The 15,426-nt window shown below is 59.8% G+C and carries 12 protein-coding genes; 7 read left to right on the plus strand and 5 right to left on the minus strand.

The window, feature by feature from the left end; genetic code table 11:
- Positions 1 to 180 precede the first annotated feature (180 nt).
- From menA to NW822_RS08955, 6 genes are all read left to right on the plus strand, one after another.
- Positions 181 to 1,047 carry a 2-carboxy-1,4-naphthoquinone phytyltransferase gene (gene menA / locus NW822_RS08930; protein ID WP_414404202.1) on the plus strand — a complete coding sequence of 289 codons (867 nt, stop codon included), beginning with the start codon at positions 181 to 183 and terminating at the stop codon, positions 1,045 to 1,047.
- A 139-nt stretch (positions 1,048 to 1,186) separates the two neighbouring features.
- Positions 1,187 to 2,977, plus strand: a complete 1,791-nt coding sequence (locus NW822_RS08935; protein ID WP_414404203.1) for an LptA/OstA family protein — start codon at positions 1,187 to 1,189, stop codon at positions 2,975 to 2,977.
- Between the two features lie 163 nt (positions 2,978 to 3,140).
- Entirely contained in the window at positions 3,141 to 4,229 is a 1,089-nt protein-coding gene (locus NW822_RS08940; RefSeq protein WP_414404204.1) for an LptF/LptG family permease, read from the plus strand.
- Positions 4,230 to 4,309: 80 nt separating this feature from the next.
- Positions 4,310 to 7,582 carry a hypothetical protein gene (locus NW822_RS08945; protein WP_414404205.1) on the plus strand — a complete coding sequence of 1,091 codons (3,273 nt, stop codon included), beginning with the start codon at positions 4,310 to 4,312 and terminating at the stop codon, positions 7,580 to 7,582.
- A gap of 98 nt (positions 7,583 to 7,680) precedes the next feature.
- Positions 7,681 to 8,916, plus strand: coding sequence for an LL-diaminopimelate aminotransferase (locus tag NW822_RS08950; protein ID WP_414404206.1), 1,236 nt, complete (start codon positions 7,681 to 7,683; stop codon positions 8,914 to 8,916).
- A gap of 119 nt (positions 8,917 to 9,035) precedes the next feature.
- Positions 9,036 to 9,998, plus strand: coding sequence for a Gfo/Idh/MocA family protein (locus NW822_RS08955; RefSeq protein WP_414404255.1), 963 nt, complete (start codon positions 9,036 to 9,038; stop codon positions 9,996 to 9,998).
- Positions 9,999 to 10,029: 31 nt separating this feature from the next.
- Here NW822_RS08955 and NW822_RS08960 read toward each other — a convergent pair whose 3' ends face one another.
- From NW822_RS08960 to NW822_RS08970, 3 genes are all read right to left on the minus strand, one after another.
- Positions 10,030 to 10,623 (minus strand): (2Fe-2S) ferredoxin domain-containing protein, encoded by a 594-nt coding sequence (locus tag NW822_RS08960; protein WP_414362898.1) that lies wholly within the window; start codon positions 10,621 to 10,623, stop codon positions 10,030 to 10,032.
- Complete coding sequence (locus tag NW822_RS08965) at positions 10,607 to 10,879, minus strand: Asr1405/Asl0597 family protein (RefSeq protein WP_414362897.1); 273 nt, start codon at positions 10,877 to 10,879, stop codon at positions 10,607 to 10,609. The genes NW822_RS08960 and NW822_RS08965 overlap by 17 nt, the downstream gene beginning before the upstream one ends.
- Before the next feature lie 139 nt (positions 10,880 to 11,018).
- Entirely contained in the window at positions 11,019 to 11,570 is a 552-nt protein-coding gene (locus NW822_RS08970; protein WP_414362896.1) for a Dps family protein, read from the minus strand.
- A 220-nt stretch (positions 11,571 to 11,790) separates the two neighbouring features.
- Here NW822_RS08970 and NW822_RS08975 point away from each other — a divergent pair, with 220 nt between their 5' ends.
- Positions 11,791 to 13,014 (plus strand): YcjF family protein, encoded by a 1,224-nt coding sequence (locus NW822_RS08975; protein ID WP_414404207.1) that lies wholly within the window; start codon positions 11,791 to 11,793, stop codon positions 13,012 to 13,014.
- Here NW822_RS08975 and NW822_RS08980 read toward each other — a convergent pair.
- Both NW822_RS08980 and hslO read right to left on the minus strand, forming a co-directional pair.
- Positions 13,007 to 13,999 carry a glycosyltransferase family 2 protein gene (locus NW822_RS08980; RefSeq protein ID WP_414362893.1) on the minus strand — a complete coding sequence of 331 codons (993 nt, stop codon included), beginning with the start codon at positions 13,997 to 13,999 and terminating at the stop codon, positions 13,007 to 13,009. The genes NW822_RS08975 and NW822_RS08980 overlap by 8 nt on opposite strands.
- A gap of 257 nt (positions 14,000 to 14,256) precedes the next feature.
- Positions 14,257 to 15,195, minus strand: coding sequence for an Hsp33 family molecular chaperone HslO (hslO, locus tag NW822_RS08985; protein ID WP_414404208.1), 939 nt, complete (start codon positions 15,193 to 15,195; stop codon positions 14,257 to 14,259).
- Between the last annotated feature and the right edge of the window lie 231 nt (positions 15,196 to 15,426).

Raw genomic sequence — 15,426 nt, forward strand, 5'->3', positions numbered from 1 at the left:
ATCCTTGGGGATGGGAGCGGAAGCACCCTAACCTAGCAAATACAGAACCCAGAGAGAGCCAGATCCAACATGCTCGCACAGCCGGAGCCGTCGAAGAGAACCTGCAGAGCTCCAGAGACCAGTCAAGTCCAGCTTGCCGAGAAGGGCGCTTGGGAGGATTGCTCTCGGCGGCAGTTGTGGATGGCTGCCCTCAAGCCGCCCATGTACAGTGTGGCCATCATGCCCATCTGGGTGGGATCCGCCATCGCCTATGCCCAGGTGGGGGTGATGGATGTGGGGGTTTTGCTGGTGTTTCTGGGGGCGGCCATTTGCCTTCTGGCTTGGGTTAACATCAGCAACGATGTCTTCGATGCCCAGACAGGAGTGGACAAAAACAAGCTCCACTCGCTGGTCAACCTAACCGGCAGGCCGGAGCAGGTGTTCTGGGCTGGCAATGCCTTCCTGGCCCTGGGGTTGGCAGGGATCCTCTGGCTGAGCTGGCGGCAGGCGGATCCCACAGTGTTGCTGTTGGTACTGCTGGCCTGCGGGCTAGGCTACGCCTACCAGGGGCCGCCGCTACGCCTAGGCTACCAAGGTCTAGGAGAGATCCTCTGTTTTTTGAGCTTTGGGCCGCTGGCGGTTTTGGCTGCCCACTATAGCCAAAGTCAGACCTGGTCGCTGCCGGCCTTGGCAGCCTCGCTGGTGGTGGGAATGGCGACCAGTTTAATCTTGTTTTGCTCCCATTTCCATCAGGTGGAAGATGATCTGGCTGCCGGCAAGCGCTCGCCGGTGGTTCGCCTAGGCACCCGCCGTGCTGCCCGTCTCATCCCCTGGATCTGCGGCAGTATCTTTGGCTTGCTGCTGCTGTTTGTGGGGCTAGGAACTTTCCCCGCTTGGACACTGCTGGGTTTTGCCGGGATCCCCTTTGCAGTACGGCTTTCCCGCCTGCTGGGCACCTATTACGATCAGCCGCAGCGGATTAGTCATTCCAAGTTCATTGCAGTTGGCCTCCACTTTTGCCTAGGGCTGTTTCTGGGGTTGGGCTTTATCCTCAGCCGCTTAGGTTAAGGGGAAGAGGGGGTTGTGATCTGGATCCTCCTGCTGCTGGCAAACTGCGCTAAGCTACAGCCTAGCTGCCGGGTTGAGGAGTTGGCTCCACTGCCCAGAGTGAGCTAGGGATCGAGCTGGAGAAGCAGCAAGGGAGAGGATGCAGCAATTTTTCCATTCCAATCTGGGGGTGGCGCTCCTGGGGAGCGGGCTCTTGGCGGCTTTGGTGGCCTGGGCCTTGGCGATTGAGATTGAAGAAGTAAAAGTGAAGCCCTCTTCCCCAGATCAGCCCCATTCGGTCAGCCGCAAGGTGGACATCATCGGACAGCAGGGGGGGCGCCGTCGTTGGCGACTCGTTGCCGAACAGGTGAAGCTGGCTGCTGGGCAGCAGGTGTTCGAGCAGGGAGTGCAGGGCTACTTCTATGGAGACAAGGTTGAGCGCGGGGAAGGGGTGCCGGAGCCATTTTTTGCTAGCAACGAGCAGATGACCTGGCGGGCCAAGCGGGCCCGCTACGACGCCACCGCCGACGAGCTGCACCTGGAGGAGGGGGTAGAGGTTAGAAGCAACGATGGCAGCTTGCTCCTGACCAGCGCCTTGAGGATTACCCCTGCAGAGCGCATAGAAGTGCCAGCGCCGTTTACTGTCAAAGGGCAGGAAATGGTGCTGCAAGGCCGCTCCGGCTCGTTTAACTTCCAATTTGCCCTCCTCAGGGCCGAGCAGGGCAAGCTCGTTGTCTTGTCTGCGGATGGCCCGGGCGGTACCACCTCCACCACCATTACCGCTGACCAGATCACCTACAACCGCACCCAACAGGTGGCCGAGGGGAAAGGCAACCTGCGCATCCGCGAAGGCAGCCTCGAGATTCGCGCTCCCCAGGGTACCTACCTGCGCCAGCAGGCCCAGAGCATTCTCTCCGGCGGCGTGGTGTTGCAGGAGGTAGCCAGTGACACCAGCTGGGATCCCCTCTTGGCCGACCTGCGCTTGGCCCAGGTTGGTCCTCAGGCAACTCCAAGCCCCCAGGACCAGGAAGTCACCATCATTGCCGACCGTCTCACCTACGACCGCAACACGCAAATTGCCCGCGGGGAGGGCAACCTGGAAATTCAACAAGGGGAAACCACCATCCAGGCAGCTCAGGGCACCTACCGCCGCCGCGAATCCCAAAGCCTGCTGACGGGGGGAGTGACCCTGCGCGAGCCTGGGCGGGTGCTCACGGCCGCTCGCTTAGAGGGCAACCACCGCGACAAGATCTTCGTCTTTGAGGAAAATGTTCTCTACCAGCAGAGGGCCACCTCCCCAGCGGCTGCCGGAGGCGGATCCCTGCTAGAGGAGCTGCGCCAGGCTGAAACGGAGGTGCGGGCTGCCCGCCTGGTTTACAACTCCCGCACGGGCACCTCGGAGTTCAGTGGGTCCGTCGAGTTTATCCAGCGGGGGCGTAAAGCCAAAGCCAACCGGGCCACCATCACCCCTGACAAGGTAGAGCTGTGGGGAGAGGTGGTGATCGAGCAGATCGAGGGAGACTGGCTGGCGCAGCGCCTACAAAACCCCGAGACCCAGGCCGATGTCGATCAACCGACGGTGATCTATGCCGATCGCGTGGAGATCGACCAGGCCAGCGGCGATGCCCGCTTCTTCGGTAATGTGGTAATCGTCCAGGCTAACCGCGCTATTGAGGGAGATCGGGCCGACTACTCCGACCAAGGGCAAATTTTCAAGATCACCGCCGATCAGGCTCCCGTCCTCCTCTGCGATCGCGGCGAGCTCACTCCCGTTCCCCCCAAAACCAGTGAGGGTCTGCCCGGTCGCGATGCTCTGGATCAGATGTGCCGGGGCGCCAACCGCCTCAGCGGCAGGCTGGTCACCCTGAACTTGGAGCGGGATGAGTACACCGTCGAGGGGGACGAGCAGCAGCAGGGGATGGTTCAATTTCGCCTCACCGACGCCCTCTGAAGGGATCCAACCCTTGCCTGCCACTCGTCTGGGGCCGGCTAAGTTGCACGCCAGTCTGAGGGAATAAAGGCACATGCCCACCCAATTGACCAAAGGGAAACGGCACCAAGGCGCTGCTGGTAGGGGGAGCTTGTGGGGATCCCTAAAATTTGGGGGCTTTTTTTTGGAGTTTTATCTTTTTAAGGAGATGATCCGCCCCTTCTTCTTGGGGGTGGCGGGAGGCACGGTGATGATGCTGGGCAACCAGCTTTTTATCTACGCCGATTTACTGGTGAAAAAAGGGGCTCCTCCCCTCACGATTTTGCACATTCTCCTTCTCAATCTGCCCGCTGTTTTGGTAGTTACCTTTCCCATTGCCGGCCTCTTTGCCACCCTGCTCACCCTGGGCAGGATGGGGGCCGACAGCGAGATCACGGCTCTGCGGGCTGCCGGGATCCCCTATCGCAAAGTGTTGCTTCCCGTGCTCTGCATTGGTCTTCTCATTAGTGGCTTAGCGCTCTTTACTAATGAGGTGATTGTGCCCCAGACTAACCAAAAAGTGAAGACTCTCAACACCAACCTTGTCCTGGCTCAGGATGCCCTTCCCTTTAGCCCAGGAGAGGTTGTCCGAGTAGACAGCGATCTCTGGTTTCATGTTGGATCAATTGACCCCAAGACTGGCTTGATGCGGGATTTGTTGATTTTGGATCGCAAGGCTGAGACTGGCCACCTGCGCTACCCGCAAGTGATCTCGGCCCAAAGGGCGCAGCAGGTGGGCCAAGCGTGGCACCTGCAAGGGGTGGTGATCCGTCGCTATGACGAGCAGGGGCGCACCTACTACGAAGGCCAGGTGGCGGAGATGGAGCTCAACATTGTTAACCAGCTGGTGGGCTTGGTCTATGCCGAAAAGGTGCCCCAGGAGCAGCGGGCAGCGGAGCTGTGGGAGCAGTGCCAGCGCTACCGTCAGGAACAGCGCCCTCCTGCCGATGTGGCCCGCTGTCTAACAGACTACCACCTCAAGTTTGCCATCCCCCTGGCCAGCTTTTTTGCCATCTTGGTAGCCGCTCCCCTGGGCCTGCAAACGGTGCGGCAGACAGGTCGCTACGGCAGCGTGGCGCTAGCGATTGTTTTGGTGTTTATTTACTATGTACTGATGAGCCTGGGACGAGCCATGGGTCGAGTTGGGCATATCGATCCCTGGCTGGCTGCCTGGTTGCCCAATATGATTTTCGGCGGGGCGGGCTTCTCTCTCCTGTGGCGGTTTTTACGGTGAGATCCGGCAACTTCTCGCCTAGCTTCAGCCCTTGGGCCAAGTGGTTGGCCCTTTGCTGGGGCAGCTCCCTGTGGGTGGGAATGGGGAGGGCGGTCTTTGCCCAGCCGGATCCCCTGCCCACCAAGATGGAGGGCTACCAGCACTTTTGGGCAGCGCAAGCGTCGGCCCAGCGGTTACAACCGGCTCACCGAGCTTCCAGCCCAGAATCGGTTGCTCCCCCTGGTGATCCCATCACCCTAGCCGAGGCCCAATCTTTCCTGAGCGCGCCTGCGTTGCCTCTGGGTGCAGCAGCGGCCTCCTCCAGCTCTTGGAAGACACCTGCTGTCTCCTCGGGATCCCCTCCCGAAAAGGTGCTCACGCCGGAAGAGCGGAATCGGCAGCGGCTGCAACGGCTCTTGGCCGAGGGGGCAGCGGCCCACGCCCGGCGACAGGCACAACAGGCCCAGGCAACGCCGTCTTCCCGGCCCGCTTCAGCGGCGATGCCCCCTGCAACTGTTCCGACTCTGGACTCCCTCGGCTCTCCCCGTTCCCAAGCGGCTGCCCTGCGGATGGAAGAAGAACGCCGCCTGCGTCCCACCGAGGCTAGGCGCGGCCTAGGAGCCACTGGCGAGAGCTTAGCTACTGCTCATCCGGTTACCCCTCAAGGGCAAGAGGGGCTTGGTTCGGAAGAGGCGGCGCAGCGAATCCCAACCTTGCTCTCGCAAGCCGGCGGGAGCTGGAATTTGGGCGGCGCCCCTTCCCCTGCACCTGCTTCCACCGGCACTCAGATGGCAGCTCAAACCGGAACTGAGTCATTCACCCCCACTGCCGGATCTCTACTGGCTCCCCAGTTGTTGGAGCGGTTCCCCCTGTTGCGGGATCTGGGCGCTTCTGCCACCGGCCCAGAAGCCGCTCCGCCTGCCAGCCAGGGATCCCAAATTCGTCAGCAACTGGCAGCCACTGCCCAACGGCAGATCCCTCTTGACCCGGATCAAGTCAATGTCAGTGGGGATGTACTCAGCTACATTGCCGAACAAGACCTGGGCATTGCTGAGGGAAACGCCCAGATCCAGTTGGCCGACGGCACCCGCATCACTGGCGAGCGGCTGTTGTTTTACCGGCGGGAACGGCGTCTGCGCAGCGAGGGCCCTTTTCGCATGGAGTGGCCCCCCGGACCCCAGGGGCGCGGGATCCGGCAAATCGAGGGGCGCAACCTGGACTTGGATATCCCCGGTCGCAGCGCTCAATTTGAAAACTCGCTGGTGATCCTGCCGGGGGAGGAGCCGGGTACCCAGGTTTTTGTGCGCAGCCAAGAGACCACCGCCCTGCTGGGAGAGCGGATCTTCTTCAAGAAGGCTACCATCACCACTTCGCCCGAGCCGCCCATTACCTACTACGTGCAAGGGGATCGGGTGGAGGTGTTTCCTGACGATCAGGTTATCGTTTACGACGCCCGCGTCTTTGCCGGCGGCGAACTCAGCGAAGAGGGCGATCTGCGGGCGGGGCTGCAGATTGCCTACTTGCCCCTCTTTGTCTACAGCCTGCGGGATCACCAATGGGTGCTGCCGGGGCGCAGTGAGGCGGAAGGGGTGTTTGTCAAATCCAGTTGGGCCTACCGCTTCGACGAGTACAACTTCGGCGGCCTGCGGCTGGATCTCCTGCAGAAGAAAGGCCTAGGCATCGGCTTTCTGCACGACTACATTCTCCCCATCCCCGACAGCGTCAACTACGGGCGAGCCCAGTTTTACTTGGTAACTGAAGCTGACCAGCAGCGTTTTTCCAGCCGTTTCCGCCTCGACCATAACTTCGACTTCTACGCCGCCAACCTCCTCGGCCAAGCAGGCCAACTGCGGGGCCAGCTCAACCTCAATCTAGACAACACCTACCGCCCTGCCGGCGGGCGCAACGACAATGCCGACCTCCGCCTCAACGCCACCTTTCAGGGGGATCTCTCCACCACCACCCTCAACATCAACCGCAGCGGATCCCAGGAAAATGGCACCTATAGCTTTCCCCTCACCCTCAGCCACACCCAGCGCTACGGGGGCGTGCCTTGGCTGCAGTCGGATCTGCGCTTGGACTACAACCAGCGGGTGAGTGTCAAAGATGGGCCAGATTTTGCCGACGCACGGCTGACCCTGGGTGCCCAACTCACCCCACCCGGCTGGGGCGGCACCTACCGCCTGACCTACCGCAGCTACAGCAGTTCCAATGGCGACACCGAGCCGCGCCGCAATTTTGAGCTGGCCTTTAGCGCCGATCCCCTTCGCCTTACGCCCGATATCTTCCTTAACAGTGCTTTCACCTTCACTCAGGAGCAACAGCCGGCTCAGGCGGGGGGATCCCAGCTCCACTTCTTCAATCGCTACGAGCTGCGCTCCAGCCTTCAGTTCACTGACATACAACCGGCTCCCTGGATAACCTTTGCACCCGGCTCTATCGATTACACCCAAGTCCTCTACTCCACTCCCGACCAGGAATCCAGCCTCAGCTTCAACCCCCGCCTCAGCCTCAAGCCCGCCGACTGGAGCACCATTGACCTGCGGTATAGCCGCACCTTCTACGGCAACAATTCTGCCCCTTTTCAAACCCTTTCTGTCAGCCCCAAGGATGTGGATCGCCTCAATGCCAGCATTAGCTTCTTCACCCCCCGCAACTTCTTGCTCAACGTGCCCCCTGGCTACCTTGCCTTTGAAGATGACTTGCCGGGGGAGCTGCCCATAGCCCTGACTTTCCCCGACGACACGCCGGAGGATTTGGAAGCGATTGCCTCCCGCAACTTGCAGGAGCTGCAGGCGGAAGTAAAAAACCTGCTGCGCCTGGACACCAGCCTGGGCTATGACTTTGTCGCTCAAAAGTGGGATACCCTCAACGCCAACTTTACTTGGAACACCACCCCTGAGCTGTTCAATATCCAGGTGCAAACGTCCTACGACCTCAACAAAGGGCAGTTGCAGCCAATTCGTCTAGAATACCGGGGGCGCAGCAGTACCACCTTCAACCGAGAGCAACGCTCGGGTCTAGACAGCTATGAGCCAGGGATCAGCTACGCGCTGCAGGCAGTTTACGATCCGCAGCTAGGCCAGTTCTCTACCTATGGCCTGGAGTTGGATGCGACCCTTGGCACGCAGTGGCAAAACCACTGGCGGCTCCGCCTGGGCCTAACGGAGGCAGGGATCCGCCGCATTGAGGTGCGCCGCGACCTGCGGGATCTCGAGCTGCGCTTGGCCTACGATCCCGTGGCGGCGTCGCTGCGCCTAGAAGGAATCCTGGTGGCCTTTCCCAGCCGCCCCCTCGGCCTAACCCAGGAGCGGGGAGAGTTGCAACTGACCTCGCCACTGGGCGCCTTCAGTCTAGATAGCCTGGGGCAGTGAGCCAGGCAGGTTACGGGGGTTGACGGAAGCAGCAGGGAATTGGCTTCGGCTACACTGGAGGGCCGACGGCTCTTTTTCCTCAGCAGCGCTCAGCTCCTATGGTCAGGATCAACGACCATTTCCTCAAGCTCAAGGCTGGCTATCTCTTTCCCGAGATTGCCCGGCGGGTACAGGCCTTTGCCGCCGCCCATCCCGAAGCTCAGATCATCAAGATGGGCATTGGCGATGTTACCGAGCCGCTGCCGGAAGCCTGCCGGACAGCCATGATCCGGGCTGTGGAGGAGATGGGGGATCGGGCTACCTTCCGCGGCTACGGCCCAGAACAGGGCTACGAGTGGCTGCGCCAAGCCATTGCCCAGCACGACTTTCAGGCCCGTGGCTGCGACATCGACGCTTCTGAGATCTTTATTTCCGACGGCTCCAAGTGCGACTGCGCCAACATCCTCGATATTCTCGGCCACGACAACACCATTGCCATTACGGATCCCGTCTATCCGGTTTACGTGGACACCAACGTGATGGCCGGCCACACGGGGCCGGCCAACGAGCGGGGTGAGTACGAGGGTCTGGTCTATCTGCGGCTGACCGCAGAAAACCACTTTACTGCCAGCCTGCCCGAGCAAAAAGTTGATGTCATCTACCTCTGCTTTCCCAACAACCCCACCGGCGCGGTAGCAACCCGGGAGCATCTGCAGGCCTGGGTGGACTATGCCCGCGCCCACAACTCCCTCATTCTCTTTGATGCCGCCTACGAGGCCTACATTACGGAGCCTGGGATCCCCCACTCCATCTACGAGATCCCAGGGGCAAGGGAATGCGCCATTGAGTTCCGCTCCTTTTCCAAGACAGCCGGCTTTACCGGCACCCGCTGCGCCTTTACAGTGGTGCCCAAGTCGCTGCGGGGCCAGGCTGCCGATGGCTCCTGGGTGGATCTCTGGAGCCTGTGGTATCGCCGCCAGTCCACCAAGTTCAACGGCGTGGCTTACATTGTGCAGCGGGGGGCAGAAGCCGTCTATTCCGAGGCAGGGCAAGCCCAGGTGCGGGCTTTGGTGCAGTTTTACCTGGAGAATGCCCGCATCATTCGTGAGCAGCTTGCCAAAGCCGGCATCCAGGCCTACGGCGGCGTCAACGCTCCCTATGTCTGGGTAAAGGCTCCGGAGGGACTGAGCAGTTGGGAGTTTTTCGACAAGCTGCTGCACACCTGCCATGTGGTGGGAACTCCCGGATCTGGCTTTGGCAGCGCCGGCGAGGGCTATCTGCGCCTGTCGGCTTTTAACAGCCGCGCCAACGTAGAAGAAGCCATGCGCCGCATTGTTCGCGTGTTCGGCAGCTAAGCAGCCGGGGCCATAGCCTGGGAGCAGTTGCCAAGGCCCCCAGTTGGGGTGGTGGAAGGGATCCCTTCTGTGGGATGCTACAGACAGAAACAGGCTAGGGGAGGAACCAGGCCTTGCGGGTGGGGATCATCGGCACTGGCTACGCCGCTCGCTCACGGGCAGAAGCCTTGCGCAAAGATGGACAGGTGCAGATTGTGGCAGTTGCTGGCCGAACGCCCGAGCGGAGTGCTGCTTTTGCCGCTGAGTTGGGGGCTGCTGCCTATTCCGACTGGTCTTCCCTGTTTTGCGAGCAGCAGCTGGATTTGGTGTTTGTTAGCACCATCAATCGGGATCACGCGGCCATTGCCCGTGCCGCTCTGGAGGCCGGGATCCACACTGTTGTGGAATATCCCCTCGCCCTCAGCGTTGCCGAAGCTCGCTCGCTGGTGCAATTGGCAGCGGAGCGGCAGCTGCTGCTGCACGTGGAGCACATTGAGCTCCTCAGCGGCGTTCACCAGCTGCTGAGGCGGGAGCTGCCAGGGCTGGGCAAGTTGTTTGCCGTTCGCTACCTTACTCTTACTGCCGCCCACCCTGCCCCCGACCGCTGGACTTATCGGCCCGAGCTGTTTGGCTTCCCCCTCATGGGGGCTGTCTCCCGCATCCACCGCCTGGTGGACTTGTTGGGAAAGGTCGAGCGGGTGAGCTGCCAGCTGCGCTATGAGGGCCCAGACTTGCCCCACCGCTACAACAGTTGCTACTGCACTGCCCAACTGAGTTTTGCCAATGGGCTACTGGCCGTGTTGACCTATGGCAAAGGGGATTCCCTGTGGTGTTCCCAGCGCCTGTTGGAGTTCCATGGCCAGCGGGGCGGCTTGCTGATCAACGGCGAAGAGGCAATGCTGTTGCGCCCCGGCAGCGCCCACCCCTTGGAGACCGGATCCCGCCACAGCTTGTTTGAGCAAGATACCCGCCTGGTGCTGGCTCACCTGCGCTGCGGCAGTCCTCTCTACGTGGATACTGGGAAAATGCTCCACGCCCTGGCTGTGGCCGAGGCCGCCGAGCACTCTGCCCAGGCTCAGCAGGTTGTCCGCGTCCAGGATTAGATCCCAGGGAGGTTGCTGGCAGCAGGCAGGGTTACGGCCCCCTTTTCTGGCAGATGTTGCCACCTAGAGTGCCTGTGTGCGCCAGTGGAAAGTGCCGCTCCAACAGAGCCGGGATCTCTTGCGAAGAAACGCCGCTGTAGCGAGCCTTGTCGGGCAGGAACACCACGTTCGGCCCCCGCTTGCAGTTCTTCAGGCAGCCCACCCCCTGCACGCGGATGCCCTCATAGACTGCTAGGTAAGTCTGCAGAGCCTGCATCACCTCCAGCGCCCCCCGCCGACAGCAGTCGGACTTCTGGCAGACCAAGACGACCCCTTGCCTCTTTTCCTTTGATTCTGGAGCAGCTTTTGGGGGAGATATGGCTGGGATCCGAACCACACGGTAGAGCACCCATTTCTCTCGCCCCTTCAGCAGATTCACTTCCCGCTCCCCCGCAATCTGCACCCTATCCCCCGGCTTGAGGCTGCGGTAGAGCTCAGAGCGCAGCGGCTTGGGGATCTTGCCGGCAAACACTTCCGAGCCGACCTGCCAGCGCAGGTACTTGAGCTGGCCATCCTTATCAGGAAGAAATCCCAAAAAATAGCCCTCCGCCTCAAAGGGGATCCTTTGCTTAGCCAACTTGCCCACCTTCTCCCCGACCCTCCCTGCTCAAGCGCCAACAAGCTTCCAGCTCTTCCAGCAACTCTTGCCGCCGCGCCATATGCTGCCGGATAACACTGCGCACCTGCAATAGGGCCAGAGGCGTGTCCACCTGCACCTGCAAATGGCCCTCTTTCGTACAAACCGCCGGGATCCCCAACTCCACCAGCCGCCGCCCAATGCGCCAGCGTTCCCCTAAGGGGATCTGCAAACAATAGCCGCCCTCAAAAGATACAGGGCTCATGGCCAGGAGCAAAACCTCGGCAAATCAATCTAAACCCAATCGAGCAGTAATGATATAAATTTTCAACAAATGCTTACAAAAATAAGCCCTCAGGCCTAAGGACAAGTCACCTGGCCGGCGAACCTGCCCCAGATCCTGACTAGGCTCTGCCGTCCATTAAGCCAAACACTAGGCTGTCGTTGGCTAGGAAGTGGTTGAGGTGGAAGGCGCGGTCCTCTGTCTTGAGCAGAATCTGCTCGTAGAGGTAGCGGGTGGCGCGATCCCCTAGGCTTTCCGCTTGGGCGGCTTGGCGCCGCAGCACATCAATGATGGCCTGCTCTGCCGCCAGGTCATTTTGCAGCATTTGCCGCGCCGCGAAAGCGCCATCCGGCTCAGGGGTAAAGCAGCAGAGGCGGGCCAAGGTGGCGAAGGTGGCCACAGGTACACCCCCTAGCCCTTGCAGGCGCTCTCCTAGGTCGTGGACATGCTCCCTCGTCTGCTCGTAGTGATCCTTGAACAGTTGGTGTAGCGGGTAGAACTCAGTGCCCTCCACCACGAAGTGATGCTTTTGGTACTGCAGGCACAGCCCCTGAAAGCTGGCCAGGAGAGTGTTCATCCCTTCACAGATTGGCTGGGTCACTTCGGGGCCAAGCAGGATGGGGTTGTCACGTACGCTGTTGAAGGCCTGGCGCAAAGTTGAGGTTTCAGACATAGAGCTTCTCCAAAATAAAAGAGCTAGTCCCTCAGTCTACTCGCTCGACTGGGCAGATCCGGGAGCTCTTGGCACCCTCTTTGTCCCAGCATAGTCCAGCCTCATATTTCTTGTGAATAGCTCTCAATAAAGTGTTAGTTCCTAGACCGCTGCCGTCTCCCCCAGGATCTACACTGGGAGGGGGTGTCAGCTCAATAACTCCCTAGCGAAGGGACAGAACATGTCTGCAGCAGGGCCGGAAAGCCACTCTTGGGTAGAAAAGCTCATTCACTTAACCCAGCGGGCAATTGGGCGGGCCGCAGCGAAGCGGCAGGAATCCTGGGATTGGGCCAGCCAGCTGTTCAAAGAGAGCCTGCTGGAAGCAGAGGCAGAAATGGGCCACTGCAATGTCCTGGTGATTGGCAAAAGCGGGGTGGGCAAAAGTACCTTGGTCAATGCGGTGTTTAAAGATGAGCTGGCCCGTACTGGGATCGGCAGCCCTGTTACCCGCCACATTCGCAAATACTCGAAGCAGGGTTGCCCAATTACCATCTACGATACACCTGGTCTGGAGTTGGCGGGAGACCAGAATATCCAGGTTCGGCTCGAGGTGTCCCAGCTCATTGACGAGCTGCGCCTCAAGGATCCCGAACATCACATCCACATTGTCTGGTATTGCATCCACCACGAACTGAAGCGGCTGGAGGAAACCGAGCGTGAGTGGCTGAGAGAGTTAGAACTCAAAGATGTACCGGTCATCTTAGTCTTGACCCAATGCCTGGAATACCCCAATCCCGAAGAGAGCGAGTTTTTCCAGTATTTGCAGCACCAGAACCTGCCTGTTCGCTACATCGTTCCTCTCCTGGCCCGTGAAAAAGTTATTAACCGGCACCTCACCATCCCCGCCCACGGACTGGAGCACCTGATTGGCTGTACCTCGGAGCTGCTGCCCGAGGCTGCACGTCTTGCCTTTATCCGGCAGCAGTTGCTGCGGGTGGATCTCAAGGCCGATGCTGCCTTTAAGTATGTATCGGGCTATGTGGCCAGCGCAGCGTTCATCGGCGCCGCACCCCTTCCTTTTGCCGATGCCCCTCTACTGGCAGCAGCACAAGTGGGCATGATTGCCAATATCAGCTTTATCTTCGGCTATAAAGCCTCCCCTTCTTTTTACTACTCTTTGATGGCGGCTTTGGCAGGGATTGGAGGTGCAGTGGTGACCGGTCGGACCATTGTCTCGAACTTGCTGAAGATGATTCCTGGCGCGGGATCCCTTGTGGGCGGCCTTATCCAGTCCACCACAGCGGCTACCCTAACCCTTTCCCTGGGCCTGGCCTATATTGAGCTCATGAAGGCTATTGCCCGCGCCGAAATCCAAGGGATCCAGCTTTCCCAAGCCCAGATGCAAGAGATCTTTGTGCGCGAGTACCGAGAATATGCCGCTTCGGGACGCAAAACCCTCAAATAGGAGTGGACATTGGATCTGATTCTGGAGCAGGGGAAGGCTGCAGGGCCTCGAACCCAAAGGAGCCATTGACTAGGTACAAGGGGCGGCCTTTCACTTCTTCAAAAATGCGGCCCAGATACTCTCCAATCACGCCCAGGCTAATCAACTGGATCCCACCTAAAAATAAGATCATTACCGCCAAAGAGGCGTAGCCGGGCACATCGGAGCCAAACAGCAAAGTACGAATGACGAGGAAAAGGCCATAGAGCAGAGCCGCCAGCGAGATCGCCAAGCCCAGATAGCTCCACACCCGCAGCGGCCAAGAGCTAAAAGAGGTAATGCCTTCTATGGCCAGGTTCCACAGCCGCCAGTAGTTCCACTGGGTTTTGCCGCGAAAGCGGGGGGCGCGGTCGTAAAAAATGGCCGTCTGCCGGTAGCCCACCCAGGCGAAGATCCCTTTCATAAAGCGGGTGCGCTCCCGCAGTTGCTTAATGGCGTCTACCACCTGACGATCCAATAGCCGAAAATCCCCCGTATTGCGCGGGATCGGCACCTGGCTGAGCTGGTCAATCACCCAGTAAAACCCGTTGGCTGTCAGGCGTTTTAGCCAGCTTTCCCCTCGGCGGCTACGGCGCACAGCGTACACCACCTGGTACCCCTGCCGCCACAGCTGCAGCATCTCCGGGATCAGCTCTGGTGGGTCTTGCAGGTCGGCATCGATGGGAACAACGGCTCTGCCGGAGGCATAATCCAGACCCGCTGTGAGGGCAATCTCCTTGCCAAAACAGCGGGAAAGGTTGACCACCTTGATGCGGGGATCCTGGCGATGGAAGGCAATGAGCTTTTCCAGCGTGTCGTCCTGGCTGCCGTCGTTAACACAGATAATCTCGTAGGGGATCCCTAGGGGATCCAAGGTAAGTCGCAGGCGCTCGAACAGATGCTCCAGGTTGTCTGCCTCATTTTTGCAGGGGATGACAACCGAGAGCTCAGGAGTAACGGGGGACATGGGGCAAAAGGTAGGGATCCCTTTTCTGGCAACTATCGCAGGTGGACTTTAAACCCCTGTTGCCGCTTTGTCTTCGGACTCCTCTCCAGGGGGGCTCTTGATCCAACTGTGGTAGAGGAATCTTCATAGGCGTAACTCCCCCTAAAGCTTAATCTTGCCACCAGCTGGATAAGTCTAATTTAGGACATAACTTAGGACAGGGATGAAAGCTTGTCCAACCAAGCTTGCCGGGCAAGCTGAGGATCAAACCCCTGCCCTTACTGGCTTGCCGACACCTCGGCCACAAGGGAGCGCAGCTCGTCTTCCGAAAAGTAGTAGACCTTGTTGCAGAATTGGCAAACTACCTCCGCTCCCTTGTCGGTTTGGATCATATCCATAAGCTCATCCCGTCCTAGCAGGCGCAGCGCCCCCTTCACTCGCTCGGAATTGCACGGGCAATGGAAGCGGACAGGAAGCCTCTCCGGCACTAGCGTTAGATCTAAGTCGCCTAGCCAAATTTCCAACAACTCCCGCAACCCCTCACCGCGGGCCAGCCGGGGGCTAAATTCTCCCACCTGGGTTAAACGCGCCTCCACCTCCGAGATCAAGCTGGCTGGTGCCCCTGGCAGAAGCTGCACCAGTACTCCCGCGGCAGCGCGCACCCGTTGGGAATCAAGGTTTACCCCAAGCAGGACTGCCGAGGGGATCTGCTCAGAGGAAGTGAGGTAGTAGCTAACATCATCTCCCACCTCTCCCGAAACCAGCTCCACGGTGCTGGTATAGGGCTGGCCGTAGCCTAAGTCCCGCACGATGTGCAAATAGCCGTAGCGCCCAACCGCCTGGCCCACGTCCAACTTGCTTTCAGGGGTGAGGGGAAGCTCAATGGCCGGATTGCTCACGTAGCCGCGTACTGTACCGTCCACGCCGGCATCAACGTGAATGCCACCAAGGGGGCCATCGCCCCTGATCTGCAAGCTAACCCGGGCTTGGGGTTCCTTCAGGTCAGCCGCTAGCAGCAGGGCTGCACTCATGGCTCGCCCCAAGGCCACCGTGGCTACGTAGGAGAGCTTGTGCCGCTCCCTCGCTTCCCGGACTGCCTGGGTGGAAACAACACTCACCACACGAATTTTGCCTTCTGCCGCCGTACCTCGGATCAGGTAATCCGAAGGAGAGGGGGGAGAACTTTGCCCTTGCGCTGATCCAGAGGCACCTTTCATTGCAACCTCGATACTCCTCTAAGGGGCTAGCTTGCCGGGATCCCCTGGCGGCTGACTAGAGAGCCTCGCTGCAACTTCCTAGAAGTCGGAGCCAGCTTGTTCTATACCCCCATCATAGGCGGCTTATCCCCCTGCCTACTAGCCAGCGGCTGGCACCCCTTCAGCAGCTCCTAGCCCCTCCAGTTGGCCAGGCAGCCTTGCAGCTACGGCAAAGAGAGTTTGCAATTTTCC

Source organism: Synechococcus sp. H70.2 (genome assembly GCF_047462275.1).
Taxonomy (GTDB): Bacteria; Cyanobacteriota; Cyanobacteriia; order Thermostichales; family Thermostichaceae; genus Thermostichus.

Excerpts from the sequence above, each read along its gene's own strand:
- menA (WP_414404202.1), top strand. The coding sequence starts at position 181 with ATGGCTGCCCTCAAGCCGCCCATGTACAGTGTGGCCATCATGCCCATC.
- NW822_RS08935 (WP_414404203.1), top strand. The coding sequence starts at position 1,187 with ATGCAGCAATTTTTCCATTCCAATCTGGGGGTGGCGCTCCTGGGGAGC.
- NW822_RS08945 (WP_414404205.1), top strand. The coding sequence starts at position 4,310 with ATGGGGAGGGCGGTCTTTGCCCAGCCGGATCCCCTGCCCACCAAGATG.
- NW822_RS08950 (WP_414404206.1), top strand. The coding sequence starts at position 7,681 with ATGGTCAGGATCAACGACCATTTCCTCAAGCTCAAGGCTGGCTATCTC.
- NW822_RS08965 (WP_414362897.1), bottom strand. The coding sequence starts at position 10,879 with ATGAGCCCTGTATCTTTTGAGGGCGGCTATTGTTTGCAGATCCCCTTA.
- NW822_RS08970 (WP_414362896.1), bottom strand. The coding sequence starts at position 11,570 with ATGTCTGAAACCTCAACTTTGCGCCAGGCCTTCAACAGCGTACGTGAC.
- NW822_RS08975 (WP_414404207.1), top strand. The coding sequence starts at position 11,791 with ATGTCTGCAGCAGGGCCGGAAAGCCACTCTTGGGTAGAAAAGCTCATT.
- NW822_RS08980 (WP_414362893.1), bottom strand. The coding sequence starts at position 13,999 with ATGTCCCCCGTTACTCCTGAGCTCTCGGTTGTCATCCCCTGCAAAAAT.
- hslO (WP_414404208.1), bottom strand. The coding sequence starts at position 15,195 with ATGAAAGGTGCCTCTGGATCAGCGCAAGGGCAAAGTTCTCCCCCCTCT.